This is a genomic window from Sphingobacterium sp. GVS05A, assembly GCF_019969845.1.
GTDB lineage: Bacteria > Bacteroidota > Bacteroidia > Sphingobacteriales > Sphingobacteriaceae > Sphingobacterium.
Map to the genome: position 1 here is coordinate 209,896 of NZ_JAHXYR010000005.1, position 25,025 is coordinate 234,920.

27 protein-coding genes and 1 pseudogene are annotated in these 25,025 nt (G+C 38.8%); 19 read left to right on the plus strand and 9 right to left on the minus strand.

Annotation, left to right across the window (positions count from 1 at the left end; all coding sequences use genetic code 11):
* Nucleotides 1–124 precede the first annotated feature (124 nt).
* Nucleotides 125–2,557, plus strand: a complete 2,433-nt coding sequence (locus tag LC454_RS14305; RefSeq protein WP_223583177.1) for a TonB-dependent receptor — start codon at nucleotides 125–127, stop codon at nucleotides 2,555–2,557.
* Between the two features lie 86 nt (nucleotides 2,558–2,643).
* On the opposite strand, the gene LC454_RS14310 is transcribed toward LC454_RS14305, so the two are convergent.
* Nucleotides 2,644–3,138 carry a DinB family protein gene (locus LC454_RS14310; protein ID WP_223583178.1) on the minus strand — a complete coding sequence of 165 codons (495 nt, stop codon included), beginning with the start codon at nucleotides 3,136–3,138 and terminating at the stop codon, nucleotides 2,644–2,646.
* Between the two features lie 462 nt (nucleotides 3,139–3,600).
* Here LC454_RS14310 and LC454_RS14315 point away from each other — a divergent pair, with 462 nt between their 5' ends.
* The gene (locus tag LC454_RS14315; RefSeq protein WP_410528661.1) at nucleotides 3,601–4,056 is read left to right on the plus strand and encodes a TPR end-of-group domain-containing protein; all 456 of its coding nucleotides are present in this window, start codon (nucleotides 3,601–3,603) and stop codon (nucleotides 4,054–4,056) included.
* Complete coding sequence (locus LC454_RS14320) at nucleotides 4,010–4,429, plus strand: S41 family peptidase (protein ID WP_262903081.1); 420 nt, start codon at nucleotides 4,010–4,012, stop codon at nucleotides 4,427–4,429. The genes LC454_RS14315 and LC454_RS14320 overlap by 47 nt, the downstream gene beginning before the upstream one ends.
* Nucleotides 4,430–4,597: 168 nt before the next feature.
* Here the strand turns inward: LC454_RS14320 and LC454_RS14325 are convergent, their stop codons facing one another.
* Both LC454_RS14325 and LC454_RS14330 read right to left on the minus strand, forming a co-directional pair.
* On the minus strand, nucleotides 4,598–5,443 hold the full coding sequence (locus LC454_RS14325; RefSeq protein ID WP_223583181.1) for a DUF5694 domain-containing protein: 846 nt from the start codon (nucleotides 5,441–5,443) through the stop codon (nucleotides 4,598–4,600).
* A 19-nt stretch (nucleotides 5,444–5,462) separates the two neighbouring features.
* Complete coding sequence (locus LC454_RS14330) at nucleotides 5,463–6,308, minus strand: DUF5694 domain-containing protein (protein ID WP_223583182.1); 846 nt, start codon at nucleotides 6,306–6,308, stop codon at nucleotides 5,463–5,465.
* Nucleotides 6,309–7,010: 702 nt separating this feature from the next.
* Between LC454_RS14330 and LC454_RS14335 the strand changes: the two genes are divergently transcribed.
* The 5 genes from LC454_RS14335 to LC454_RS14355 all read left to right on the plus strand — a co-directional run bounded on the left by LC454_RS14335 (nucleotide 7,011) and on the right by LC454_RS14355 (nucleotide 11,495).
* Entirely contained in the window at nucleotides 7,011–7,580 is a 570-nt protein-coding gene (locus LC454_RS14335; protein WP_223583183.1) for a hypothetical protein, read from the plus strand.
* Between the two features lie 117 nt (nucleotides 7,581–7,697).
* Entirely contained in the window at nucleotides 7,698–7,958 is a 261-nt protein-coding gene (locus tag LC454_RS14340; RefSeq protein WP_223583184.1) for a hypothetical protein, read from the plus strand.
* Nucleotides 7,959–8,264: 306 nt separating this feature from the next.
* Nucleotides 8,265–8,996, plus strand: coding sequence for a DUF6796 family protein (locus LC454_RS14345; RefSeq protein ID WP_223583185.1), 732 nt, complete (start codon nucleotides 8,265–8,267; stop codon nucleotides 8,994–8,996).
* A 151-nt stretch (nucleotides 8,997–9,147) separates the two neighbouring features.
* A complete protein-coding gene (locus tag LC454_RS14350) occupies nucleotides 9,148–10,017 on the plus strand; it encodes a pirin family protein (RefSeq protein ID WP_223583186.1) in 870 nt (289 codons plus the stop codon).
* A 437-nt stretch (nucleotides 10,018–10,454) separates the two neighbouring features.
* Nucleotides 10,455–11,495 (plus strand): endonuclease/exonuclease/phosphatase family protein, encoded by a 1,041-nt coding sequence (locus tag LC454_RS14355; protein WP_223583187.1) that lies wholly within the window; start codon nucleotides 10,455–10,457, stop codon nucleotides 11,493–11,495.
* A gap of 81 nt (nucleotides 11,496–11,576) precedes the next feature.
* On the opposite strand, the gene LC454_RS14360 is transcribed toward LC454_RS14355, so the two are convergent.
* From LC454_RS14360 to LC454_RS14375, 4 genes are all read right to left on the minus strand, one after another.
* Nucleotides 11,577–12,890, minus strand: a complete 1,314-nt coding sequence (locus LC454_RS14360; RefSeq protein WP_223583188.1) for a sensor histidine kinase — start codon at nucleotides 12,888–12,890, stop codon at nucleotides 11,577–11,579.
* A gap of 198 nt (nucleotides 12,891–13,088) precedes the next feature.
* On the minus strand, nucleotides 13,089–14,045 hold the full coding sequence (locus tag LC454_RS14365) for a nitrilase family protein (protein ID WP_223583189.1): 957 nt from the start codon (nucleotides 14,043–14,045) through the stop codon (nucleotides 13,089–13,091).
* A 41-nt stretch (nucleotides 14,046–14,086) separates the two neighbouring features.
* Nucleotides 14,087–14,926 carry a helix-turn-helix transcriptional regulator gene (locus tag LC454_RS14370; RefSeq protein WP_223583190.1) on the minus strand — a complete coding sequence of 280 codons (840 nt, stop codon included), beginning with the start codon at nucleotides 14,924–14,926 and terminating at the stop codon, nucleotides 14,087–14,089.
* A gap of 93 nt (nucleotides 14,927–15,019) precedes the next feature.
* Entirely contained in the window at nucleotides 15,020–15,853 is an 834-nt protein-coding gene (locus LC454_RS14375; RefSeq protein WP_223583191.1) for a DNA alkylation repair protein, read from the minus strand.
* A 112-nt stretch (nucleotides 15,854–15,965) separates the two neighbouring features.
* Here LC454_RS14375 and LC454_RS14380 point away from each other — a divergent pair, with 112 nt between their 5' ends.
* The gene (locus tag LC454_RS14380; RefSeq protein WP_223583192.1) at nucleotides 15,966–16,313 is read left to right on the plus strand and encodes a winged helix-turn-helix transcriptional regulator; all 348 of its coding nucleotides are present in this window, start codon (nucleotides 15,966–15,968) and stop codon (nucleotides 16,311–16,313) included.
* A 101-nt stretch (nucleotides 16,314–16,414) separates the two neighbouring features.
* Here the strand turns inward: LC454_RS14380 and LC454_RS14385 are convergent, their stop codons facing one another.
* Nucleotides 16,415–16,672 (minus strand): hypothetical protein, encoded by a 258-nt coding sequence (locus LC454_RS14385; RefSeq protein WP_223583193.1) that lies wholly within the window; start codon nucleotides 16,670–16,672, stop codon nucleotides 16,415–16,417.
* A gap of 335 nt (nucleotides 16,673–17,007) precedes the next feature.
* Here LC454_RS14385 and LC454_RS14390 point away from each other — a divergent pair, with 335 nt between their 5' ends.
* Nucleotides 17,008–17,343 carry a nuclear transport factor 2 family protein gene (locus tag LC454_RS14390; protein WP_223583194.1) on the plus strand — a complete coding sequence of 112 codons (336 nt, stop codon included), beginning with the start codon at nucleotides 17,008–17,010 and terminating at the stop codon, nucleotides 17,341–17,343.
* 40 nt (nucleotides 17,344–17,383) lie between these two features.
* On the opposite strand, the gene LC454_RS14395 is transcribed toward LC454_RS14390, so the two are convergent.
* Entirely contained in the window at nucleotides 17,384–19,855 is a 2,472-nt protein-coding gene (locus LC454_RS14395) for an outer membrane beta-barrel family protein (RefSeq protein ID WP_223583195.1), read from the minus strand.
* 533 nt (nucleotides 19,856–20,388) lie between these two features.
* Here LC454_RS14395 and LC454_RS14400 point away from each other — a divergent pair.
* The 9 genes and pseudogenes from LC454_RS14400 to LC454_RS14440 form a co-directional block, all read left to right on the plus strand.
* Entirely contained in the window at nucleotides 20,389–20,622 is a 234-nt protein-coding gene (locus LC454_RS14400; RefSeq protein WP_223583196.1) for a hypothetical protein, read from the plus strand.
* Nucleotides 20,623–20,641: 19 nt separating this feature from the next.
* Entirely contained in the window at nucleotides 20,642–20,863 is a 222-nt protein-coding gene (locus LC454_RS14405; protein ID WP_223583197.1) for a hypothetical protein, read from the plus strand.
* 114 nt (nucleotides 20,864–20,977) lie between these two features.
* Nucleotides 20,978–21,484: a hypothetical protein gene (locus LC454_RS14410; protein ID WP_223583198.1), complete on the plus strand. Its 507-nt coding sequence runs from the start codon at nucleotides 20,978–20,980 to the stop codon at nucleotides 21,482–21,484.
* The gene (locus LC454_RS14415) at nucleotides 21,466–21,807 is read left to right on the plus strand and encodes a hypothetical protein (RefSeq protein WP_223583199.1); all 342 of its coding nucleotides are present in this window, start codon (nucleotides 21,466–21,468) and stop codon (nucleotides 21,805–21,807) included. Before LC454_RS14410 ends, LC454_RS14415 begins: the two co-directional genes overlap by 19 nt.
* 5 nt (nucleotides 21,808–21,812) lie before the next feature.
* Nucleotides 21,813–22,436: a hypothetical protein gene (locus LC454_RS14420; RefSeq protein ID WP_223583200.1), complete on the plus strand. Its 624-nt coding sequence runs from the start codon at nucleotides 21,813–21,815 to the stop codon at nucleotides 22,434–22,436.
* Nucleotides 22,437–22,574: 138 nt separating this feature from the next.
* Nucleotides 22,575–23,042, plus strand: a complete 468-nt coding sequence (locus LC454_RS14425; protein WP_223583201.1) for a hypothetical protein — start codon at nucleotides 22,575–22,577, stop codon at nucleotides 23,040–23,042.
* Entirely contained in the window at nucleotides 23,032–23,430 is a 399-nt protein-coding gene (locus LC454_RS14430) for a hypothetical protein (protein WP_223583202.1), read from the plus strand. The genes LC454_RS14425 and LC454_RS14430 overlap by 11 nt, the downstream gene beginning before the upstream one ends.
* 1 nt (nucleotide 23,431) lies before the next feature.
* Nucleotides 23,432–24,229 (plus strand): DKNYY domain-containing protein, encoded by a 798-nt coding sequence (locus tag LC454_RS14435; protein WP_223583203.1) that lies wholly within the window; start codon nucleotides 23,432–23,434, stop codon nucleotides 24,227–24,229.
* A 123-nt stretch (nucleotides 24,230–24,352) separates the two neighbouring features.
* Nucleotides 24,353–24,997: pseudogene (locus LC454_RS14440) on the plus strand (IS3 family transposase); the annotation flags it as partial.
* Between the last annotated feature and the right edge of the window lie 28 nt (nucleotides 24,998–25,025).

A 25,025-nucleotide genomic window follows, 5' to 3' on the forward strand; every position in this document is an offset into this window, starting at 1 on the left:
GTCAGAATTCAGTTACTATGATTTTTTTTATCTTTATTGAACATCAATAAAGAAGAGGTTTTTTGCGTTTTATTGCATAGCTTGCTTTTTTATCTGTATCATTACGGACGATTAAGGGTAGCCAATGATCCTATTTGATTTTACAAAACTCGTATTGATTGCAACTGTCTTCTTATGGAGTGGAATACTCTATGGGCAGAATGATAGTAACCTGGTCAAAGGTGCGGTGGTTGATCCGGAGATGTCACCTGTTGCCTTGGCTACAGTAGGCTTGTACAGTGGCATCGGGGTATTGGTATCCAGTACAAACACTGATAATCTGGGAACATTTCAGCTTCGGGGTAAAATCCCGGGTAAATATTTTATAGCGGTAAAACACCTTGGCTACCTGGATCATAGGAGCGCTCTATTTGACCTTGCTAATGGCAATCTGGGTACCGTAAAACTCTCCCGACAGGAAAATAAGTTGGAAGCGGTGACAGTCGAAGGCAAAAGAGCGGTGCTGACGGTTGATGGTGGCACCATTGTCTATCAGGTAGAAAATAGTATCGGAGCACAGGATATTTCGGCTTTTGACGCATTGAAAAGAGCTCCTGGGGTACAAATAGAAAATGAAGTCGATATTACGCTCAACGGTAAAAGCGGAGTGCAGATCTTGTTGGATGGGAGGCAAACTTTTCTTTCGGGAAAGGAGCTCAGCGATCTATTGAAGTCAATGTCATCGAATAATCTTCGATCCATCGAAATTGTCAATAGTCCTTCTGCTAAATATGATGCTAGCGGTGCAGCTGGTATTATCAATATCAAAACGAAGAAAAATCAGTTGAAGGGATTGAATGGAAGTATAACAAGTGCCTTTGCTTATGGTGTCAGCCCGAAGCAATTGCAGAATATGACCTTCAATTACCGGGTGAATAAACTCAATGTATTTGGGAATTATAACCATACACTGGGTAACTACAATTACTTGTATGGGACCCATCGTCAGCAAAACGGCAAATCCTATGACAGCCACACGGTCGATGTGGACAAGCGCCAGAAAATGGGTGGTCAGGTGGGGGTAGACTACTTTCTCAATGATAAAAATACAATAGGTTTTTTGGCAAACGGTAATTTTATCTTTGGTGGCGGACTGACCAATACAGCTACGGCGATTGCCACACTTCCCTCGGTTGTGCGGGAAGAATCTCTTGATGCAATCAACGATTACTACGGCCAGAGTACTATGCGTTACAACTTTAATCTGAACTACAAATATGAAGATACACTGGGTCGTAGCCTAAATGTGGATTTGGATTACGGTCTTTTTGATAAATGGAATAAAAACCTGCAATCGAATACCTATCGGGACAATGGGGGAAATGTCTTTGACGAGAATCTGTACCGTACGCTGAATGATATCGATATTGATCTAAAAGGGCTAAAGGTGGATTACGCTACGAAACTGTGGGACGGAAAATTGGAAGCAGGTGCCAAATATTCGGCCGTAGGCTCTAAAAACAATTCCCGGTTTTATCATGTCGGCCCTGCAAGTGATAGTCTCGATAATAGACGGTCCAATGATTTTCATTTTGACGAACGCATAGCTAGCGCATATCTTGACTATAAAAGAACGATCGGAGAATGGTCTCTCCAAGCTGGACTACGGCTAGAAAATGCGAATTCCAAGGGTGTTTTATTTTATCGGGAGCAAGAAAAGGATCTGGATGATCAAATCAATAGAAATTTCACTAATCTTTTCCCTTTTTTATCTATCACGAGGCAACTGGTCAATGAACAGACGATTTCACTGTCATACGCCAAGCGTATTGAAAGACCGGCCTATCAGGATCTGAATCCTTTTGTCTATATGCTCGATGAGCTGTCTTTCTGGAAAGGAAACCCTTTTTTGATCCCTTCACTGACCCAACGATTTTCCTTACTTTATTCCCTAAAAAGCTCGACGGTTGTCGGCTTAAATTATGTGTATACGGATCAATTGAATGCCAAAATAACGGATACATTGGAAGCTGATAAAATAATGATGATCAGTAAAAATGTGGGTACACAAAAGCATTGGTCGCTATCCTTGACTCAGACGCTATCACCAAAACCTTGGTGGGATATTACCTTTAATGGAGTGCTATATTATATCCACAATGATGTTTCATTTGACCAGTACCAAAACCTCAATTTAAAGCAGACTGCGGGACGTGTTAGCCTTCTTCAGTCTTTTAAGCTGCCGAATAAGATGCGGTGTGAGATTTCAATGGTCTACAACTCGAAGCGGCTTGGTGGAGCAAATACGATAAGTAGACCGATCAGTCAAGTGGATATTGCATTACAAAAGAGTTTATTGAAGGATAAAGCGACGCTTAGACTAGCCGTGACGGATGTCTATAAAGGCAACCAGATTAAATACACGCAGAATTTACCCGGCTTGCAGTCATCAAGCTATGGCTATTATGAGTCAAGGCAGGTGCGTCTTAGTTTTGGCTATAGATTTAGCCGTGGGGCAACAAAGGAACAGCGTAGTCGAAAGTCAGCGCTCGAAAGTGAAAGTGGCCGAATACAGTAACGAAAAAATAAAGGATACCAATCAGCTCCTGTGCTTTCTAAATATCGCGTTCTTGTAAAATCATTGAGAATGGATGTGTTAACATCTCAATGTTGAATTTTAAGGAACTTAATCGTAATGCCCATCTGCCCGAGGTGGTACATGCCATGGTGAATTAAACCCGTTAACAGGTACTTATAATCGTGTGGAAAGGAGGTGTCAGCATGTGGGTAAGCAGTATGAAGGAAAGCATCATCTTTTCCTTCCAGAAAAGAAATAATATTTTGCTGTGTAGCGTGAAGATCCTGCATTAGATTTTTCCAACCACGTTTTCTTAACTCATCATTATTTCGCCAGTTTGCTGCATCACTCATCTCAAGTCCTCTTGGATTTCCCTTTAGGCGGCTTAAAACTTCCCTGCGCCACTCGATTAAATGGGATGCTAGTTCTGCGATGCTGTGCATTTCAGGGATGGGACGCTCAAAAGCTGTTGTTCCGTCCACCTGAGCTAGTTTCTTTGCAAAATTTTCGTCTATCCAGAGGTCAGCTGCTTCGACATCCTTTAATTGTTGAATATGATCTTTTATCAAAATATCATTCATGACTGTCAGTTTTTGTTCTTCTTTTTTAGAAAGGAACAATTGCTGGATTGTAATTGTTTATTGCTCGATGTGGAAATTTTTCACTATTCATTGTAGGAACCAAATACGCTTTATGGACAAAATAGTAGTCTCCAGATGCTGATGGTAATGACTCTTTAAATCACTGAAAATAGGAGTGAAATGATAAGTTATTTCTGATGTTCATAATTGGACAATAGCATGTCCGAAAACGAACAGTTAAATTTCGTGTTTAGTGCCTAAATTGATATACGGAAACTTATTGAGCCTTGGCATATACTTTGGGGTAACGACTGAAAAAAAACCTAAATGAGATACCAGACTATCCTTTTAACTTTTACCTGTACATTATTAGCTATAGCTTCTGGTCATGGACAAGCGAAAATTTCCGGACAGGAACAACTAACCAAATTGAAGGCATCTATTTTAAGTTGAGATACTGAAATTTCCAATTATAATTCGGCTTGTTATTTTGCCTTGGCGGGGGAACATGCATTGGCATTTAAATATCTTAAAGCGGCTGTGCAGAAGGACGGACTCCATCAGGTGGACATGTTAACACAGGATGCTGATTTTATCTCGCTTCATAGCGATCCGCAATGGAAAGAAATTTTAAAAGAAGTAGCGGAAAATGCCAAAAATAGGAAAAAGGAGGACGCTATGTTCTTTAATAGAAATTCATTCTGGGATTCCAAAAATCTGGTGACAGCATTTAGACCAAATCTCTCTGCTGAGGAAAAGCTGGCTGGTCTGTCGAAGTTCTGGTCTGAGGCAAAGTATAATTTTGTCAATTTTGATCTCGTTCCAGCGTATTCTCAGATATTTGATCAACAAACCAGCGAAGATCCATCAGATGCAAAGCCGCTTATACAATTCGGCCTACCGCGCATGGAATTATAAGCAGCGTTTTTATACTGGCGAAAATTTTTTGAATCCAATGCCGAATACGTATTTCGGAAAACAGGTAGTTGTCCTGACCAGTGGACAAACTTATTCCGCCGCAGAAGATTTTGCCGGCGCGTTTAAATCACTTGGTCGTGGCAAGATAATAGGCGAGGCTACGGGTGGTAGTTCGGGGCAACCTCTGATGATTGATCTTCCTGGTAGTGGATCGGCAAGAATCTGCACCAAGAGGGATAAACTTGGTGATGGCGGAGAGTTTATTGGTAAGGGGATACAGCCTGATATTATCGTGTCACCGACAGTAGCAGATTTTAGAAAGGGAAAGGATACCGTGTTGGAAGCAGCAATTGTACAGTTGACAGCTGAATAAGTGAAACCGCTGCTCACACAATTGCAGGAAACGCTACAGCGGGAGTTAAACTGTGAAATAGCAAAAAGAGGAAAATTTAAAAACTAAAAACCCAAAGCGCATTATTGTTGTGCACTTTGGGTTAAATCTGATTGCTTTATTTTGGTCCCAGATAAAGGTTAACAAAGATTATAAAATATTTTTTAAGTCGATCAGATTAAAGCGATCATCATTTTTAATAAAGTCTCTTAGGATTGCGGCATGACCCGTACCGACTAGTATGACTACCGTCTTTGTGGTACTCTTTAACTGGCTTTGAAAATTGCTATACATGATCAGGTTGCGTTTAAACCAATCTGAGACTAATTTAGTTCCCAAGTAATCATTTTGGATCCCCACTTTATTAATTAGGGATAGATAAATACCTTTATTCCTAGCTAAAGCATGGTCTTCATTAAGCGCCAGAAAGACATCTCTTAGTTTTTCTTTTGTAAGTGTTTCATTTCCAATTTTACTTGATGTGGCCAATTTTGTGTCGAACTCCTTTTTTAAGTCTGGATTTGCATTGAGCTCTTTAAATAAGAGGTCAAATCGCATTTCTATCATTGTGTCAATCGGAAAAACTTCTTGGTGGTTTGATTTTTTTGCCAAACGAAACGCAAGCTGAAAGGTCTCACCCTCGATATAATAGCGCTTAGATCTTTTGCTCTGCAAGGTATCTGTATATCGGCTGTACTGATTATCCAGATATAACTGGTAGAGGTAATTCAAATGTTTTTTTTGGGAAAATGCGCTTTCCACAAATATTTGATCGGGAATATTCTTGCGGAGGATTGTTTCCGTTATTTCCTCAAGCCCCAACTGATCTTTTTCACTCAAAATATTTCGCTCAGCGACTTTCATCGCATCATTACCTGGATTATTAAAATGGTATGTTCCGAGAAGGATCACATTGACCTTCTCTTGGGCATGTAGCGTCGTTATAGTTAAAGATAAAAATAAGGTTATGTACCTTAAATATTTTATTATGTTCATATTCTGAATAAAATTGGTGTTACAGTGCATTGTTTAACTCGATCAGATTGAAGTGATCATCATGCCGTAAGAAGTCTTTAAATATGGCAGCATGACCTTCGCCGACCAAGATAAAAACTGTTTTTGTGGACGGCTTCAACTGGCTCTGAAAATTGGCATACATAAATAAATTACGTTTATACCAGTCCGAGACTAGTTTGGCTGCAAAATAATCATCTTGTATCCCTATTTTGTTTGATAACCAGAAATAGAAGCCTATATTTTCTGTCAAATGTCTATCCTCATTGAGACTTAAAAATACATCTTTTAGTTTTTCCTGCTCGATAGCCTTATTCGTGCTTTTACCTAAGGTGATGATTTGTGTGTCATATTCTTTTTTTAATTCCGCGTTAGCATGAACTAATTTTAGCAGAAGATCAAATCGCATTTCTATCATTGTATCAATCGGAAAAACTTCTTGGTGCCTTGATTTTTTTGCCAGGCGAAAAGCAAGCTGAAAAGTTTCACCCTCTGTGAAGTAGCGCTTATATGTTTTGTTCTGTAAGGTGTCTGTATAACGGCTGTACTGATTATCCTGATATAAGCGGTAGAGGTAATTCAAATGTTCCTTTCTGGAAAACGCACTCTCCACAAATATTTGATCAGGTTTATGTTTACGGATAATAGCATCTGTTATCTCTTCAAGTTCCAATTGATTTTCTTCACTTAAAATATTTCGTTCAATGACCTTGGCAGCATCATTACCTGGATTATTAAAATGGTACGTTCCGAGAAGGATCACATTGACCTTCTCTTGGGCGTGCAAATACGATATTGTTGAAGCAACAAATAGCGTAAGGCATAACCAGTATTTCATTATGTTCATACGGTTGAGAAATATTAAAAAATCAGTGGATTAAATATTTTGTTAATTAGTGATACAAAGATAGAAAACAGTCCATATTTACCAAATAAATTATAGGGTAGCTGCCTTAGGGAGAAGCATCAGATCGTTAAGCGGGCTGTGGATATAGCTTTGCTGTCAAAGAAGGTATAACATAGAGGAAGCTCATATTAACCAATATTCCCAGGTACTAACAAAAAATCTATTGATGGAGAAAGTTGTTTTTTTGACGCCTTGTACGATACCTCTTGGTGATAACTAAGCACTGGTTGCTATATTTCAAGAGTTTTTTTTTGCTAATGGAACATTCATTTGCACGGATAATAGTTTGCATATAACGAATGGTAAATAAAATGTGCCGGATATCAATTTGCCGCTGTGGGCGGCCTGTGATTGCCGTATATTTAAGTGTAACTACATAGGTAGTGGACAATGGAATAAATTTTTTAGCCATTTCTGCCTCACATAATTTTATCGATCTGATGGATGGATAGTAGTGAAGTTTATGTTTAGTTTGGTTGTTATAATGTATTGATTATTAATTGTTATTATTTTTTTTTGTAAAAGGGTATTAGTCAGTATTGAGCTGCTATATGCTGATGGCTAGTTTAAAATAGTGGTCATGGGGCGGTGATTATTGGTGGGGGAATAAAAGATAAATTCTATAAATCGGAAAATTAAGACATGGAAAATAATATTGAAAATAATACCGTATCGTTGACAGTGATCGGAAATCTGACATTTAGAGCACTTAGCAGCAAAAGATATCAGATAGCCATTGGGCTGATCCTGATAGCTATTTTGATCCCGGTAGCAGCCTTTATGGGTTTTGTAATGCATAATAATATCACCGATTTGAATAGGGGACAAATAATCGGTATTATGGGAGGCTTAGGTATTCTGTCCTTCGCTTGTGTCGCATTTATTTTTTCGAAATTCCTCGCTAAAAAATATATCATGGCATTTTATTCAGATCGCATCGTGGTCCAGGGGGACGGGGTACGACAGTTTGATTTGGATAAGATTGCGAGTTTTGATATTTGGAATGATTCCGACTATGCTAAACTCGTGATCAGCTACCAGGAAAAGTTGGTCAAGTATCATGTAGGTTTTGCCAATTTGATCTATGGCAAGCCTATTTTGGAGAACAGGGATAAACTGGACGCTATCTTTACAAAAGAAAGAGGCTTTGACAAAATGGTAGAAAACAGGAAAGGAATAACCAGGATCTACTATTCCATAGCGAAATTCTGATCATAGCTTTTATTTTGAATTCAATAAATCATTTTTAATATGGTACTACAGAAAGTAATACACAGTAAATCCAACGGTCATTATGGAATACCTATGAATTATCCATAAGCTCTTGCATTGTTCTACACATTAAATTGGGATGATGAAAATACGTTTTACAACCAAGAATTCGGAGATTCCTATTTACAATTGAAACCCTTAGATAGGACTGAAGTAGCGGATAATAAAGAAATCAAAGTGGAGATACTGATAGATGAATATCTGATCAAATTTGCCGTCACAGCAGTGACGATGAGCGAAGCGACTGCTTTGATAAAATACTATTTTGAGCATGATAAAATCGGTAATATAGATTCCTATGGAGTCGGATATCCATAACGGATTTGTAGCGATGAACTCGGAGTTTTTAATTGTGTCTTGTGTGTAGTTATTGTTTGAAATCTAGTCGGTTATAATGTTTATATGAATTAAAAGTGTAGTGATAAAAATGCGTGCTTATAACCAATGGTTATGGTTGTTTTTTGAGTGATTTAATGTTTTTTAAGCAGAGACGACTGTTGCGTATTCTCAGTATCCATTCAAAAAATCCGTTCTGCGGATAAATTGCTCCTTTAGACGGATTCTGTCTAGCTTCCTTAACAATATCTTTGCAGCATATTTATATTATTTAGAATAATTCTTGATATGCTTTACACTACAAAAATTAAATGGTCATTTATTGTTAGTATACTGGCGGCGGTATGTTGGATTATCGGAGATATGTTTGTCGCAGGTTTTGATGTAGATCCTTCGGAATATCCACTTTTTTCGAAGACTTATGCGGAGCAGGTGGATGTGGGTATTGCGGTACTCATGCTGAAAGGGTCGAGCGAACGTCTCATGTTTGGTGCACTGATAGCCTCGATGACGGCTACTTTATTTCTGCCGGGCGTATGGTTGGCCTATCAGTATTTTAACGACAAATCCAGGTGGTATGCTTGGGGAACTTATTTTGTGTTGATAGTCAGTGTTATGCTGATGCCCCTCGGTCATGCGGACTTTTATTATACGGGTGAAATATACAAAGCAATATACCATACCGATCCGGTCGCTCATCCATATCTGTTGGAGACGGCCTCGGGTTTTACGAAGGTACTGTATATTGCTTGGGGGACGGCTATTGTGGTGTTGATGGTAGGTTGGCTGCTGTTTTCGATACTGGTTTTTATGCGGAGGACACAGTTACCTCGCTGGGCAGCCTTTATCAGTCCTGTTTTTATCACTATATATCAGTTGCCCTTGAGATTCCTACCCTCGTCTGTACTGAAGGGTTGGTTGCTCGCGGCGGGATTTAATATTGCCTACCTGATTTTTTTTATCTTGTTGTGGCTGCTTTTTAAAAAACCTGCAGCACAAGAGACGCTGATGGATTCTTAATCTACATTAAGCTTTTAGCTTAAGCTAGGTTATTGGCTTATACCTCTTTGTTTGCGTAAATTTGAATATACAAAATCGAACAGCAAGTAAGCAAGCAAGCAAGCGGAGTGTATTCGGTGATGTATGAATTCAAAAGATAGGAGTATTAAAAATGAAAAAATCAATTGAAAAAATCTTCCCTCGTCCTGCACAGCCAGGTATGGTAGGTGATGGATTCCGTGTGTATAATATGGTTCCCGGTAACGGGATTACCAAAAGACGAATGAGTCCTTTCCTCTTATTGGATTTCAATGCGGAATTTGATTTTGGTCCATCAGATCATATTCGTGGTGTAGATGTTCATCCGCATAAAGGTTTTGAAACAGTTACAATCGCCTATAAAGGCAGTGTAGCACATCACGACAGTTCAGGCAACAGCGGAGTGATCAATCCCGGGGATGTTCAATGGATGACCGCTGGAGCGGGAATATTGCACAAAGAGTACCATGAGGAGAATTTCTCCAAAGCTGGCGGCCCCTTTGAAATGGTACAGCTTTGGGTTAATCTTCCTGCAAAGGATAAATCTACCGAAGCGCATTATCAGGGTATTACGGCAGATCAGATGGGCAAAGTACAATTACCTGAAAATGGCGGGATAGTCAATATCATAGCCGGTGTATTTCAGGATACAAAGGGACCTGCCGAAACTTATACTGCAGTCAATCTCTTTGATATTAAACTGGAAAAGGGACATCAGACAGCATTTAGTGTTCCTCAACATCACAATTCTGCTGTCCTGGTGGTCAATGGAGAAGCGGTGATCAATGGACAGTTGGCCAAAGAACATAGTTTTGTACTGTTTGAAAACGATGGAGAAGAAGTCGTAATCAAGGCCAATGAGCAAGCTGTCTTACTGTTTATGAGTGGAGAACCTATTGACGAACCTATCGTGAGTTATGGCCCTTTTGTAATGAACACACAAGAGGAAATCTATCAGGCTTTCGAGGACTTCCAAGCTGGTAAATTCGGTACACTCGAATAGTCATTAATGGAAAAGCCATTGTCCTATTTTCTGCTAAAAACTATTGCTGAATATCATTATCGGTTTATAGATTTAATCATGAATTTCCCCTAAGCACAAAGGTTTAGGGGATTTTATTTGAATAAAAACCTCATCAAGAAAGGAAGATGATCTCGTTAGTGCTTGGTTTAGGTAAATAACGTTCGCACTTCGCTAACTGCTGATTTGTTTATGCTCGAATCAATCGTTGTTTTTCGCTGATTGGAAATGCATGGATTGATTTCTTAAAAGGCGATACAACGTCAGTGGGGCGGTGTAGATAATGTAGACAAAATCATATGGTTGTTACAAAAATAAGATAGGACTTGTGACAAAGTCTTTGGATATTTGAGGATTGGACTTGCCTTAGTTCGCTAGGGCAAGTTTCATAAACTGATGCGTAAATATATACCATATAGATGAAAATAGGAAAACTTATAATGTTGCTGTTACTGCTCGCCATCGGACAGATTATCACTGCCAAAGGGAAAACCGAGTTAAAAGTGCTGCAGATCAATATCTGGCAGGAGGGGTCGGTCGTACCCAATGGCTTTCCGGCTATTGCGGATGAAATCATCGACAAGAATGCGGATATCGTGCTCTTTAGTGAGGTGCGTAATTACAAAGGAACCGATTATATCCAGCGGATATTAGCGGAATTAAAATCCAAAGGTGCAAGCTATTTTGGTAAGTCAAGTGATGAAAAGCTGGATGTTGGGTTGATCTCCAAATTTCCGGTGGTGGATCAACATGCATTGTATGGCAAAGATAGTGGGATGGGGGGTGTGTTGAAAAGCAAGATCAAGGTTGGCAACCGAGATTTTGTCTTTTATTCTTTACACCTGGATTATACCAATTATGCCTGTTACCTTCCTAGGGGGTATGACGGTATAACCTGGAAGAAATTGGAAAATCCGATTACTGAGGTATCAGCAATTGTGGAAGCCAATCGTAAAAGTAAAAGGGATGAGGCGATACGTGATATAATAAGCGATGTGGAGGGGGAGAAGCAATCGCAATCCTTTATTATTGCGGGTGATTTTAATGAGCCTTCACATCTGGATTGGACTGCAGCGACAAAGGACTTATTCGACCATCGGGGTGCAGTAGTACTTTGGGACTGTTCGGTTCTATTAAACAAGGCAGGGTTTAAAGATAGTTTTCGTGTGCAGTATCCTAACCCCGTAAGTCATCCCGGGTTTACCTATCCGGCGTTCAATAAGGATGTGCCTATTGATAAGCTGGCCTGGGCTCCCACAGCGGATGATCGGGACAGAATAGACTATGTCTATTATCGTAGTAAGCTACCATTAAAAGTGGTGAAGGCGAGGATTGTGGGACCTGCGGAAACAGTGAAATATGCCAAAAAGCAGGGTAAAGATAGCGAAGATGAATTTTTGCTTCCAAAAGGAATATGGCCTACAGATCATAAGGCCCTGTTAGTGACTTTTACCTTTTAGGAGAGGAAATTCAATTGTACTGCTGTTGATTGAATACAGTGCTAAAGGAATACGTGGGGATATTGCACGGCATAAGAAGCTTTAGCAACAGGTCTGTGCTTCTTTTTTGGAGGCCTGGTTTCTGGTGGGGTATGACGGTAAGCCAACAGTGAAAATTGAACCTTTATTGGGAATACTCTGAATATCGACTATACCCTTATTGCGCTCGATCAGATCTTTACATAATACGAGCCCTAAGCCCGATCCGGGTTCATCTTCCGTACCGAATGATTTATGCTGTATTACATTAAAGAGTAAGGCCGATTTGGATGGATTAATTCCAATCCCTTCATCTTGGATATGAATGTTGGTATAAATCTCATTTCTACTGCAATAGATGCTTATCTTTCCAGCTACGTAGCTAAATTTGATGGCATTGCTAATAAGGTTGCGCAGAATAATGGTGGTGTGGTCTTTATTGGCGAAGATATGTGTTCCTTCGGGTATAGCAAACTCTATCTTGAGTTGTTTTGCCTGTATTTGATCGGCAAACAATATGATGATTTCGCGGATCAATGGTTCGATCAGCACTAAAATAGCAGGGCTGGTAATCCCACGCATACTGCTACTTCCCCATTGCAGAAAGTCGTCCAGCGCTTGATTTTGATGCACAATCTGTTGATAAAGCTGTTGTATGTATTCTCTGGATACGGTATTGTTGAGTATCTGTTCGCGAAGCATCAATACCAATGCCTCCAAACTGGCAAATGGACTTTTGATATCATGTGCGACAATGGAAAATATTTTCTCCTTATCGCGATTCATAGATTCAAGTTTTCGACGCTGTTCCTCAATCTTCTCCATATTGTTGTAAATAATCTGTAGGAAGGAGTTGACAGCGATAACAATAAAGGCAAGTGCATTGCTAATGTTGAAGATCAGTCTTAGCCTGGGGACACGTTGGGCTACAGGAAGAATGGTCGGAAAGAAATAGAGCAATGCAATGGCGAAAGCAGTAGCAAGGCAGAAAAAGATATGGATACGACGGTCGTTATAGAGTAACATGGACGCGATCAGGGTGCATAATAGAAAATATTCTCCGCCATTTTTAAATAACATAGCTCCCAAAAGAAAAAAGATGAAATTGCTGACCAATAACATCGCCTTCGCAAAGTTATGTTTACCGTCGTATTGTAGAAAGAGTACCGAAATAGAACAAATGGTATTGGATAGGTTGATCGTCGACAGCAGATAACGTTTGTCGATGATATTAAGGATAAAGAAGCAAAGTGTGGGCAATAAACAAAGTATGGCAATCAAGTTGACCATCTGTATCCTTTTGAGGTCGATATAGGACATATCCGGATGCGTTCCGATATTCGTGAGTATGTTCCAATATCTTCGGATATAGTTCATAATTTTATTTAAACTGCTAGTGAATATTAATCCGCTAAATTAACATAAATAAGGTGTTGTAGCGCGATGCTTAGCGAAAAAAATGTTCGCAATACTTTAATTGACAGATGGCTGGGGTACCTCTGGTGGATAATAGTGAGACAACTGATTTAAGACTTCGGTTGAGAGACCTTAAATCAGTTGCTGGATTGATGGAGATTAGCTATTTTCTGTATGTAACCACACTACTTTTTGCTCTGCTTCATGTTGCTGACCAATAATGTTGCGGTAGAGTTCTGGTCGTCGGGCGCTGATATAACGATGTCCGCCAGCCTGTATCAGTTTTTCGGGTGTGACTGTGGCTATGACAAAACTATCGTCAAATGTATGGCATTCTGCGAGAATATCCCCGAAAGGGTCTAAGATCATTGAACAACCATTTTTTAACTGATCGTCATCCATTCCGATGGGGTTTGAAAATACAGTATAAACCGCATTGTCATAGGCCCTGGCTGGCAGCCATTTCATTAACCAGCTGCGTCCTTTCATTCCATCAAACTCCAATCGCAAGGAGGTTGGGTCATTTTCACGGTTATCCCAGAGCTGAGGATCCACAAAGCCCGCTCCAGGTCTAGATGAAGGAGTACACATGGTCACATGTGGCATAAAGATAATGTCAGCTCCCAATAATTTTGTTGCGCGTACATTTTCAATGACATTATTGTCGTAGCAGATCAAAATACCACATTTCCATCCTTTGATCTCAAATATCGTGTAAGCTTGACCTGCGGTCAGGTAGGGGTTTATGAAAGGATGTAATTTGCGATGTTTGGCGACTAAGCCATCTTTGTCGACACAGATATAAGGCTTATATAAATTGTCGTTTTCATCTTTTTCAAATAAACCGGCAAGAATGGTGATATTGTATTTGGCTGCTATCTCGATCAACTTCTGGGTGCTGTTTCCTTTGGGAACGAGTTCGGCAATATCGAGCATTTGCTGTTTATCTAAATTTCTTGCGAAAGTATAACCAGTAATGGAGCATTCGTGAAAAGCAATCACATCAGCACCTTGGGCTGCGGCCTGTTGCGCAAGGGTCTCGATGATTGTCAGATTATAGGCTTTATCCGCACTTTTATGCTCAAATTGTGCTGTAGCAATTTTTAATTTGTCCATATTTCTCTCTTTGATCTATTGACAAATCTACTTGTAAGTTGTTAAGATAAATTGTACAAACCCGACAAGCGATCGGGCAAGGCTTGGAACTCCATAAAATTGATTGCCAGTCTGCTTGTATTGTTCAAATATATGGATGGTGTAAAACCAGTATATTTTTTAAATGTCCTGATGAGATGAGATTGATCAAAATACCCGCTTTCGTAGGAGATGGTCGTCAGTGTTGTACCATCAGGTTTATGGCGAAGTAACTTCAAAAAGAAATGGAGTTGGACAATGCTTCCGAATTTTTTGGGACTCATACCGACCTGTTCGGCAAATATCCGTTCCATCTGCCGCTCATTATGACCACTGAGTTTGAGTAATTCTTCCACAGAGAGGAGCCCTTTGTGGTCGGTAATATATTTTAAAACGTTAGAAAAGGAGGTCTGACCTAGCGATTTGTGTTGAATGGCGAGTGTATAAAAGAAGGTATCTAATGCATTTAATTTAGCTGTTGGATGCTTGCAGTATATAAGCTGATCGTAAAGCCGGTCTGCGGACTGTCCAAAGATATCCTGTAAGCCAATGATTTGATCTTTTAGCTCATATGCCGGTATACCCAGTAATTTGTAGAGACCATCGGGTTGAAATACAACAATAATAAAGGAAATGCGTTCGATCAGACAGAGATCTTTAAAATGACTGATCTGGCCATACAAAAATGACTGGGGGAGATGATTGTTTCGGTTGATGGATAAACGGCCTTGATTCAAAAGAAATACCATTCCTGTATTACCATCCGAGAATAAGCGTAGCGTTTTTTGCGAATCGGTAGCGCTTTCCAAAAAGAGATAGTGCTTGATGTAAGGCAATAATTCTTTTGGCGGGAGTACCTGCATGATTTAATCCGTGAGTTGATGTATACCAAATGTACGTATTTCCTGTTGTATGAAAAATTAAAAATGAATTGATATCTAGCGTTATCTGTCGTCTCAATTGAGGTTTCTGACTGCTCGCTTTACGATGTACATGGTTTCTTTACTTTTACTTTCTCTTTCCCATCTGGTACATAATTCTTTAACAAATAGCGGGCAGGTCTTGGCGGCGTCATTTAGCCAATTGGCCACGCTATTTTGCACATATCGGGATGGATCGGACTTCAAGGCTTCCAATATTGATAAGGCGATGGCGGGATTTTGTTTTAACGCATCGATATGTGCACACCATACACCTCTGGGCCTTATAGCCTCTGAAGCAAAGCGCCTAATATTTTCATCGGCGTTGTTGGTCCATTCGGTAAGAATAGAAATGCTTTCTTGTAAGTTGATGCTTATTTTTTCACGTACGGCTAGCCAGCTGATTTCTCGAACACCAAAATGTGGGTCAGCAGCAAACTGTTGGATCTGGTCTAATGTTTCTGTGATACTAAGCTCGTTATTTTTCCCAACAGTATATGCGGCCCAACAACGAACCAGATCAGCAGGATGAAGCGATATTGTCTGGAGGAAAACAGCGTCATTTTGCTGCGTGATCTGTTCAAGAAGTCCAATTCCGATGGTTTCATTGATGCTGTTAACAGTCTGTTTTTTTAACTGGTTAATTATGTTAAGTATAGGCTTAAGATAGGCTGTCCGATCATGGTATGTAAGTAGATGGTTTAACAAAACAGGTTGGTCTACGGCTAGCCATTCGACAAGATTGGCAGTTTCAATCTCGCCCTTGTTCAATTGTTCCAGAATAGATGCTGGTATCTCACTGGTTTTTCGTGCGCCTGTTCGTTTTGGTGGTCGGCACTGTTTTGCTGAATTTTTATTTAATACTGGCATATCCTCTTGTCAATTTTTCATATTTATTCCTAATCTTTGCAAAGATTCGAAAGTTAATCCATAAGTACAATACCGCATAAAATTGTCACTATGGGCTAAAAAAGTCAACATTATGAAAAAAACGGATAAGGCCATAGAAGAAAAAATATGCCCATTGGAATTTGCAGTCAATGCGATCAGTGGAAAATGGAAAATTCCAATTGTCTGGCGTATCAATCAAGGTGAAAAGCGTCCAAGCGAAATGTTGCGTGGCATTGTCAAAGTAGATCGGCGTGTATTGAATCAACAGTTAAAGGAGCTGGAGTATGACGGAATACTTCGCAAGGAAGTCTTTAAAGAGCTACCCCCGCGGGTAGAATATACACTGACACCACTAGGTAAAAGTCTGGTAGAGGTGCTCTGGAAATTAAACGACTGGGGTGAATCGCTTTTAGTTGCTAAGAATGATGACCACTGTTAAGGGCCTGCTCATTCTATGATCAATAGTGAGGAATATTGTTTCAATACATAACGTAGTTTCTATAGTCATTACAGCAATCTATACAGCTTCAAAGTTGCAATTTATTCCTTCTTGGATTGGCGCGATTTGAGTTCTTGGTTGATCTGTATATTATTCACATAGATCGGTATAAATACACAAAATAAGGAAGCTGCAATACCTGAAAGGGCATACTTTTTTGTTTTAAAGGAGAGGTAGACCAAAACTACAATAGCTATAAACATGACAATACCAAAAGATATCATAACTCCAATGGACTGTTTTTTCTTTTTATTTAACTCCTCTTTGGTCAATTGAGATAAAACTTTATTCTCTGGCATGGTTCGATTGTGTTAGGATTTATAAAGAAGGGTTATATACTTCTCTTGTTAGAAACAAATTTAAATAAATTTTTGACCCTGTCAAGTTATTTTTTGATGCCAGTGGTAAAGCTAGATAAGGGCTGCTTTTCGAGACGGAATCTTTGTTTTGCCGGAAATATAAGGGTATAAGTGATAGAAGGGAAGGGGAAAATAAAAAATTATCAAACGCTTGGTCAATTTTGTTGTTCTTTTATTTAACTGGCCTGAGGCAGGATGTTGTGAATTTCTATTTAAGTATTCATAATAGTAGTGGCCAAATAAGGAATAGTGTAAATAACCATAAAAAGAAAGAAATGAAATCAGCGAAATACATTGTGCTCAGTTTTCTCGAAAGTCTGAATAAAGAAGATTTTACTGCTGCATATGAATTATTGGATAGTGATATGGTGTTCGAGGGGGTGCTTGGGAGTCGGCATACTGCGGATCATTATATTGCGGATATGAAGAAAATGAAGTTTAAATACAATATTAAAGAAGTAATGACAAATGGTAATCATGTGGCTATCTTCTATAACATTGATATGGGTGGAATGGAGATCTTTAGTTCAGGCTGGTATCAAGTAGAAAACGAGTTGATCCTGAAGATAAAGGTTGTCTTTGATCCACGGCCGCTTCTGAAAGATAAATAGCTTGACTCAAGAGTTTGTGAATCCAAACTCTTGAGTCACGCTATTCGGCCCTTCGTTTGAGATCGTCGGCGGCACCGGTTTTTCGAGACTGTCCTGTTTTGGTGGATCCAAAATTATAGCTATAGGACAACATCAAAACGCGGGGCTCTCTTCTGCTCTTAAAATTTTCTTTGTAATCATTGTAGACTGTCACTCCCTTTATAGTATTGCTGTTGAATATATCACTTACGGCGAGCTTCAAGGTGTTTTTGTCCTTAAATTTCTTTTGCAATCCGATATTGAGATACCAATAAGGGTCAATACGGACGAAGGCATATACTTCGGTAGCTTTATAATTGGCCGCTAATTCGGCGACGAAATTTTTACCCAATTTAAGGGTATGGATGCTATTCATGTCGAGGGTAAAATTGCCAATATTATTGATCTGCGTCTCTGAAACGTTTCCTGTATATGAACCGTAATAAAAGTTCGCACTGGTGTTTATATCCCACCAATTGGTCGGCTTGATCGGTAGTATGAGATTGAGGGAGTAATAGGAAGCTGATTTCAGGTTCTCTTCTGTCTGAACGGTGATGTTCTCTCCATTTTCTATGGTGGGTTTTATGACAGTCGTGATATTGTCGCTTATTTTGCTATAACTCAGGGTGGCTATATATCTACTTTTGAAACTATAGGTGAGTTCGTAGTTTTGCGATGTTTGTGCATTTAGATCGGGGTTGCCAACGCGATATGTTGTCGCATTAATATAGTATTTAAAGGGGTTGAGCTGTTGATAATTGGGACGGTTGATGCGACGGCTGAGATTGACTTCGAGATTATGATCTGTTGTGAACTCATAGGAAAAAACGGCACTTGGAAATAGCTGAGTGTATTGCCTTTTATTAATTTGTTCAGTGGTGAGCTGTGTTCCTGTAACATCGGTTTTTTCAATACGTAGACCTAATTCGGTTTTCAGCTTATTCCATTTTTTTGACACATTACCATAGGCTGCGTAGATGTGCTCCTGGTAGATGTAATGATTAGATTTATTGGTGTCCCGTACAGCCGGCGATGTACTATGATCATAAAATTCAATATCGTTATCTGATTTAACGTAACTCGTTTTAAAGCCGGCTTCCAGTTTGAGGTTTTTAGGCAAGCTCTTAATCCAGTCGCTTTTTAGTGCATAGATGTTCAAACCGCCATCAGTTTTTCCTCTTAGGATATAGGGTATACCTATAGGTTCACCGTCGTTGTTGCTGGTTTTGGTATCAAAATCTTGGTTTGATGTATTGACATAGCGAATGAAATCTATATCCGTGCTAAGTTCGGAACCAAGAGTATCCATACTGTACTTATGATTGAGATTAGCAGAGATATTTTTCAAGGTATTGGCCGTTTGACTTAAAGTAGCGGTATGACTGAATGGTTGATCGTTGGGATCTAGGATAGCCGTTTTGCTATCACCACGTGGTTTAAAGACATTACTTGTGAAGCTGACAGATGCGCCCAGTAAGTTTTTTTCAGTTAGATTGTAATCGAAACCGATTTTACCATTATGATTGCGGGTATTGAACTTAAAGAAATTGTCCTGCAAGTATGTTTTCTCTAAATTGCCTTCCGTGTAAAACTTTCGATCGATCATAAGCTCGTTAAAAGCTTCGCGATAAGCAAAATTATAATTAGCGAAGAGGTTGAGCTTATTATTGCGATGGTTGATATTAAAACTGTTGTTATTTTTAACGTATCTACCTGCACCTAACGCTGTAGAAAAGCTTCCGTTGGTTCCCTTATTTGTTCCTTTTTTTAGTTTTATATTAATAATGGCGGTTCCGGCTGCGTCATATTTTGCAGAAGGGCTGGTAATGAGTTCAATTTTGTCAATCGCAGAAGCGGGGAGTCCGCGTAGGTAATTGGCTAACTCATCGCCGGTAAGTGGTGAGTTTTTCCCATCAATCTGTATCAAAATATTGTTCTTTCCCCGCAAAATAATGTTGTCATTCCCATCTATTGTAACACCAGGTGCTTTTCCAAGTATTTCTAGCGCAGATCCACCCGTATTCTGAAGGCTACTTTCCACATTTAAGATCATTTTACCGTCATGTCGTTCAATAAAAGGACGTGATTTGATAATGACGACGGTCTCCAGTCGTTGTTCGTTTATTCGAATTTCAGGTAGAGCTATGTCTTGGTTCGTCACCTGAATGACATCGGAATTGTAGAGGTCTGATTGACCCTGCCTAATTTTAAAGTAATACACTCCTTTGTTGAGGGCCTTAAATCGGAACTCACCCTGTTGATTGGGAAATTCGGTTTTGATCAGCTTAGCCTCTGCATTGAATAGGTTAATTTGCAGCGAGGTAATTTCCGTAGCCGCTATTTTTCCAGATAATATGAAATCATTTCTCTGAACCTGTTGTGCCATGATCTTAATTGTCGATACAGACAGTGATAGGGTTATGAATGTGATTAAAATTAATCTTGCTTTCGAATAGTTGAGCATGATCATGTAGAGGTTTCGTTGAGTTCGCATTTTTTATATTTCTATCAACGTTGTATATCGACTCCGTTAGTTGTATGTCGTATAAGCTCGTATTATGTTGCAGGATAATATGGTGTAAGTTTGGAATGTGTCTCTTGCAATTTTTTTTTGATTGTACGAATAGCTCCTGTTGTCGTTGCAAAAAATTACGATTCGCCGAGATTGACTTAAGATTCGTTTAATGTTGACCGAAAATAACTTGATATCTTTGATTCGGCAGTTGCGCATTTATTATTTAGGGGGATTGAGGCCTTTCTTGTTAAAGATCTTTCTTTGAAAGTTAATGGATTGGAACAGTAATTTGTGCTATTTCGGATAATAGGATAGAAATCGCTAAAGCATATCAGATAGTGGGTATAACAGAAATATTTGTGGTCATACTGTGCATTGGAATTGTCAGTTTAGTTGCTGGCATAATTTTGATGTTGTTATATTTTGCTCTTACATCTATATGTGCAAAGGGTTCGTGGGAAAATCTGATTGAACAGCTTTTTGCCACAGCATATTATTTACTGCAGATAGGTATGGTAATATTTCTGCTGGCGTTAGCGGGCATGACCGTCAGTATGGCTATTGAAGGAATAGCAAAAGGCGAATATAAGTTGAGATTTGGTAGAATAGGTGGTGGGCATACAACGATAAAGTGGACTACCAGACCTATACGATTTGCTTTTCAGACTGTTGCCTTTATAGGTTTTTCTATCTGGCTGATCTATTTTTCGATCAAACAGATTCGATCTATTTCTAAGAGAAGATGATTTTTTTAAGTTGTTTAGAATGAAACTTATATTTATTATTATCGGCGGAATATTCGGTGTTTTATTTTCTTTTTGGGATGCCATGGTTAGTTATTCCGATACGGCTCCAATTGACGATCAGTTTGGGCTAGCAATTATTTCATGGCCTTTCTTTTTAATCAAAACACTTATTTATCTATGTATCGGATCATTTTTATGTTGGTTGATCAGTTTGGTCTTTAGAAGAAAATTGCCAGAATGAGATTATACGGATAATGATGAGGCCATAGCGAATAATAAATATCTGCTAACGAATTATAAAATAACCTTATACACTACAAAAATCAACTGTATATTGCTGGAAAATTAATCTGGTATGAAGTGGATATTTTGCATATTGATTTTTGTGATAATGGAAACGAATGCAGCGTTTGCCCAAGCTTCTTTAAAGAATGGAGTATATGAATTTACCCATATTTTTTCATCAGATACTCTTGGCAAGGGCAGAGAGAATTTGCTAAACTTTGAAAAGAAAACTATCAGAAGAACACTTATTGTATCGAATGATACGATCTGCTATCAGATTGGAGAGAATACACAAACACCTGCAGCCAGTTTTGGAATACAAGCAGATTATCGTTTGAAACTTAAACATCGCAATAACGAATTGAGTGCGGAAAGCAAGGCTGTCAAATTGAAGCTTGTTATCCTAGGTGATGAGACTGTTGTCGTGGAGGTTTTAGCGGGAAAGGCCAACTACTTTTATAGTGGCGGTCAATATTTTAAACGTGTAATTGCAATTCCATCGGAAAGAGAAACATTGACTTTTAAACGGAGATTGACACCTCAAGATATTGAAAAGTTATGGGAGAAGGACCAATAAAGGATAAGGTAGGAACCAACATCTTTAAAGTCGCTCAGGTTATTGTAGGAGGGATTTATGTCCTGTTTATTCTGCTTTATCTTGGCCTTATTGTACCTGAATACCTAGCCTGTGTCAATTGTGATACAGAAGGTGCAATAGGAACTAATATTTGGGGTGATTCGGTGCAATGTTTTGGCGATAGTAAGGCCTTTGGTCAGGTTATGTTTGATGTGTCAACTATGATTATCGTCGGGCTTTCTGTTGTATTAATTCTCCTATTTCTTTGGAGGAATTTGATGTCCAGGGGTGAGTTTCGAATTAAAGATTCCAGTAAAAAATGAGTGCTATGAAAACAGCCATCATATTGACTTTAGCGGTTGGTACCTTCTTGCAATCCTGTAATTATAACGCGCAAGATCATATCAAAGAAAATGCCGTTCCAGTAATGGAGAGGGCTGTTATACAAATTGATACCATAAAAAAGACAGATGTCCAAATTCGTTCTTTTATTGGTAAAACAACCAACGATATCGAGGTGTCAAAAATGCATGACTGTCTTGGCGTGATATTTCCGGAAGATACATCGAAAAATAAATATGCACTTGCGCAGTATTCCGCTATCATCGATCATTGCCAACACGGACAGAGCAAATTTGTAATTGAACGATTTCTACGTCATGATGCGAATGGTAGAGCTGTGTTTTTGATTGTAGACGAACTGAATGTGGTGGCCAACTACCCGACAATCTGCTTTGGTAATTTCCGATTGGCAATAGAAGATGACCGAGAAGAAAACTATATCGTAGCGTTTTATAATAATGATAGTGAGGTAATTAATCAAATTAGCAGGATATGGCGTATTGACTTAGAAAAGGAAAAGTTTGTGGAAATCAGCAAACCTAAAGATTTGATATTAACCAATCCGGACTATGTTGAATCAGATGAAGACTCAGCATTTACTAACAATTAGTAGAGATTACTAGCAATGTATATTAAATCATATTTAGTGATGAAGAAGGCTATATGTATTAAAAAAATTAGCATACGGGCTATCTGTAGCATTTTTCTTTTCGTTTGGATCGCTGGATGCTCTCAGCAAAAGTATACTATGTATAATAATACCACTATTAATATTGGGAAGTCCTATTTCAATCTATCCAGGCAACAAACAAAAGCTATCGAATTGTATCTGATGGCCAAGTCGCAATTTAGTGGAATTAGGGATTTTCCAAATATTGTTGGCATTGATAAAGTGGGGGATATAACCCCTTTTGACCAGTATAAAACACGATATGAAGATTGTTTGAAAGATAATTGCATGTTGGAAGTCAACCTGTTCCATATAGAGTTTTTGCGAGCTGATAAGAATGGAACATCCCTTTCGTTTACGCTGTTAGAACCAGCGTGGAATCAGGCTGCTGAAGTACAATACGAAGGTATGAAAAGATATGCTACCAATGATGAAATTGAACTGTTCAAATCAGAAATGCCCATTCGATACATCCGAAAAGTGATTCAAAAGAGACAGTTTAACCGAAAATATTTATTCTATTATCTTAATGATTATGGAAAATGAAAACAATGGCAGTATGGATCGAAATCATGGGAGGTACCGTCTTATGATAAAGAAAAGCGTTGTTATTGTTTTGGCTGCTATGACCATTCTAATCTGTGGTTGGCTCATTCTTGGTTTGATGAGCTCTTTGGATATTCCGTCCAATAAGAATGATCAGTTTGCAAGTGAGCAAAAGTGGCAGGTCGATCAACGGAATGATATTGACTCCTGCGCAAAACAAATTATCAAAAATCAAATAGATCTGAAACGGGCCAATGAAAGGCAGATTTCGGGGAAGGCTTTTCAAACGCAAATATTAGCTCTTTTGATAATTGTATTGCAATTGATATTGATCGTTTTCGTGGTATTGATACGCCGGAAGCCCTATTCATTACAAAAGACTTCCTAATATGAAATTATTGAAATTTATATTTGTGGTGGTGATACTATTTGCTAGCATTTTTTGTCTTATTTCATTTTTGAAGCCGATACGTTATTCTAACAACTGTGGTGAGGATAATCTATACCGATTTCGCATGGGAATCTATCAGATAGATACAAATATTATTAAAGAAAAGGAACTGCAGAAACTTGGTGGGCTATTGTCTTTTGCTGGATTCCAAAATATTAGGTGCCCTAATGAGATGGAGAGACAGCGGGACAAAATGCTTGCCCAAGCTATTGATAGCACAAATAGGAGTTTAAAATGGAGGCTTTTGAAAGATGATCTATGGATTAATAAAAATGGAGATATCGGATTGAAGGAGATGATCCCTGTGGGAAATGAGGGTATTACTTTTGTTGATAGTTATCTTACAAGAATGGGCTTTAATACAGAGGAACCATTGAATGCAATTATTGATACTAGTACCTTTCAAAAGCTAAACAGTGCATTCTATAAAGATAAAAAACATATTTATCACTATTATGCAATGGCTTATGGTGGAAGCTTTTCTACTTTTGAAGAGGCTGATCATACAACTTTTGTAGCACTTGGTGATTGTTATGCAAAGGATAAAATGCATATCTATGAAAATCGCCAAGGTATTTTGGATCATGTAGACTATAAGACCTTTAAAGTAAAAAGTACGGTGTCCGGTTGTTTTGCCAAAGATAAAGATGGCTATTTGTCCTGGGGAGATCGGATTACCGGGGAGGATCTCAATGATGAATATGTAAAACAGGCGATCAGCGAATTGGATAAATAATGCGGTGACTGTAAGTATCCCAAAAAATCAAACAGCTTAAAACAGGACATAAATGTTTAGATTTAAGTAATAAAATGAAAAAAACACGTTTTACAGAAAGCCAGATATGTTAGTAAGAAAGATGACAGTGCAGTTATCTCTGCATTAGATGATCTGTCCGCCAAACATCCTGTATATGGATTCCGAAAACTTTACGCTTATCTGTGCAGAGCAGGGAAGCCCTGGAATCATAAAAAAGTTTATCGAGTGTATAAGCTGCTAAATATGAACAAGAAGAGGCGTGGCAAGCGTCGTCTACCTGCTCGGGAGAAACAACCTTTGGAACAACAGGTCAGCATTAATAAAAAATGGAGCATGGATTTTATGAGCGATAGCTTGGCCAGCGGAAACAGGTTTAGAACCTTTAATGTGATGGATGACTGTTCCCGTGAGATATTATGCATCGAAATAGCTACTTTTATTTCTTCCTTGAGGGTAACTCGAACACTGGAACAAATCATAGACTGGCGGGGCAAGCCGCTCTGTCTCCGCGTAGACAACGGACCCGAATTCACCAGTCATCATTTTGAGCTCTGGTGTAAAGATCAAGGCATCGCTATTCAATTTATCCAGCCCGGTAAGCCTATGCAAAACGGTTATATTGAACGGTTCAACCGAAGTTATCGCAAAGAAATTTTGGATGCTTATTTATTTTTCAATTTGTCAGAAGTAAGAGAACATACCCAGGCATGGATGAATATAATAACAACAGACCCCATGAAGGGCTAGGGAATCTCACACCAACGGAATTATCAAA

Excerpts from the sequence above, each read along its gene's own strand:
- LC454_RS14410 (WP_223583198.1), top strand. The coding sequence starts at position 20,978 with ATGAAGTGGATATTTTGCATATTGATTTTTGTGATAATGGAAACGAAT.
- LC454_RS14425 (WP_223583201.1), top strand. The coding sequence starts at position 22,575 with ATGTATAATAATACCACTATTAATATTGGGAAGTCCTATTTCAATCTA.
- LC454_RS14435 (WP_223583203.1), top strand. The coding sequence starts at position 23,432 with ATGAAATTATTGAAATTTATATTTGTGGTGGTGATACTATTTGCTAGC.
- LC454_RS14395 (WP_223583195.1), bottom strand. The coding sequence starts at position 19,855 with ATGCGAACTCAACGAAACCTCTACATGATCATGCTCAACTATTCGAAA.
- LC454_RS14305 (WP_223583177.1), top strand. The coding sequence starts at position 125 with ATGATCCTATTTGATTTTACAAAACTCGTATTGATTGCAACTGTCTTC.
- LC454_RS14310 (WP_223583178.1), bottom strand. The coding sequence starts at position 3,138 with ATGAATGATATTTTGATAAAAGATCATATTCAACAATTAAAGGATGTC.
- LC454_RS14355 (WP_223583187.1), top strand. The coding sequence starts at position 10,455 with ATGAAAATAGGAAAACTTATAATGTTGCTGTTACTGCTCGCCATCGGA.
- LC454_RS14350 (WP_223583186.1), top strand. The coding sequence starts at position 9,148 with ATGAAAAAATCAATTGAAAAAATCTTCCCTCGTCCTGCACAGCCAGGT.
- LC454_RS14415 (WP_223583199.1), top strand. The coding sequence starts at position 21,466 with ATGGGAGAAGGACCAATAAAGGATAAGGTAGGAACCAACATCTTTAAA.
- LC454_RS14390 (WP_223583194.1), top strand. The coding sequence starts at position 17,008 with ATGAAATCAGCGAAATACATTGTGCTCAGTTTTCTCGAAAGTCTGAAT.
- LC454_RS14380 (WP_223583192.1), top strand. The coding sequence starts at position 15,966 with ATGAAAAAAACGGATAAGGCCATAGAAGAAAAAATATGCCCATTGGAA.
- LC454_RS14335 (WP_223583183.1), top strand. The coding sequence starts at position 7,011 with ATGGAAAATAATATTGAAAATAATACCGTATCGTTGACAGTGATCGGA.
- LC454_RS14405 (WP_223583197.1), top strand. The coding sequence starts at position 20,642 with ATGAAACTTATATTTATTATTATCGGCGGAATATTCGGTGTTTTATTT.
- LC454_RS14370 (WP_223583190.1), bottom strand. The coding sequence starts at position 14,926 with ATGCAGGTACTCCCGCCAAAAGAATTATTGCCTTACATCAAGCACTAT.
- LC454_RS14385 (WP_223583193.1), bottom strand. The coding sequence starts at position 16,672 with ATGCCAGAGAATAAAGTTTTATCTCAATTGACCAAAGAGGAGTTAAAT.
- LC454_RS14345 (WP_223583185.1), top strand. The coding sequence starts at position 8,265 with ATGCTTTACACTACAAAAATTAAATGGTCATTTATTGTTAGTATACTG.
- LC454_RS14360 (WP_223583188.1), bottom strand. The coding sequence starts at position 12,890 with ATGAACTATATCCGAAGATATTGGAACATACTCACGAATATCGGAACG.
- LC454_RS14430 (WP_223583202.1), top strand. The coding sequence starts at position 23,032 with ATGGAAAATGAAAACAATGGCAGTATGGATCGAAATCATGGGAGGTAC.
- LC454_RS14325 (WP_223583181.1), bottom strand. The coding sequence starts at position 5,443 with ATGAACATAATAAAATATTTAAGGTACATAACCTTATTTTTATCTTTA.
- LC454_RS14420 (WP_223583200.1), top strand. The coding sequence starts at position 21,813 with ATGAAAACAGCCATCATATTGACTTTAGCGGTTGGTACCTTCTTGCAA.
- LC454_RS14330 (WP_223583182.1), bottom strand. The coding sequence starts at position 6,308 with ATGAACATAATGAAATACTGGTTATGCCTTACGCTATTTGTTGCTTCA.
- LC454_RS14320 (WP_262903081.1), top strand. The coding sequence starts at position 4,010 with ATGCAAAGCCGCTTATACAATTCGGCCTACCGCGCATGGAATTATAAG.
- LC454_RS14365 (WP_223583189.1), bottom strand. The coding sequence starts at position 14,045 with ATGGACAAATTAAAAATTGCTACAGCACAATTTGAGCATAAAAGTGCG.
- LC454_RS14400 (WP_223583196.1), top strand. The coding sequence starts at position 20,389 with ATGGTAATATTTCTGCTGGCGTTAGCGGGCATGACCGTCAGTATGGCT.
- LC454_RS14375 (WP_223583191.1), bottom strand. The coding sequence starts at position 15,853 with ATGCCAGTATTAAATAAAAATTCAGCAAAACAGTGCCGACCACCAAAA.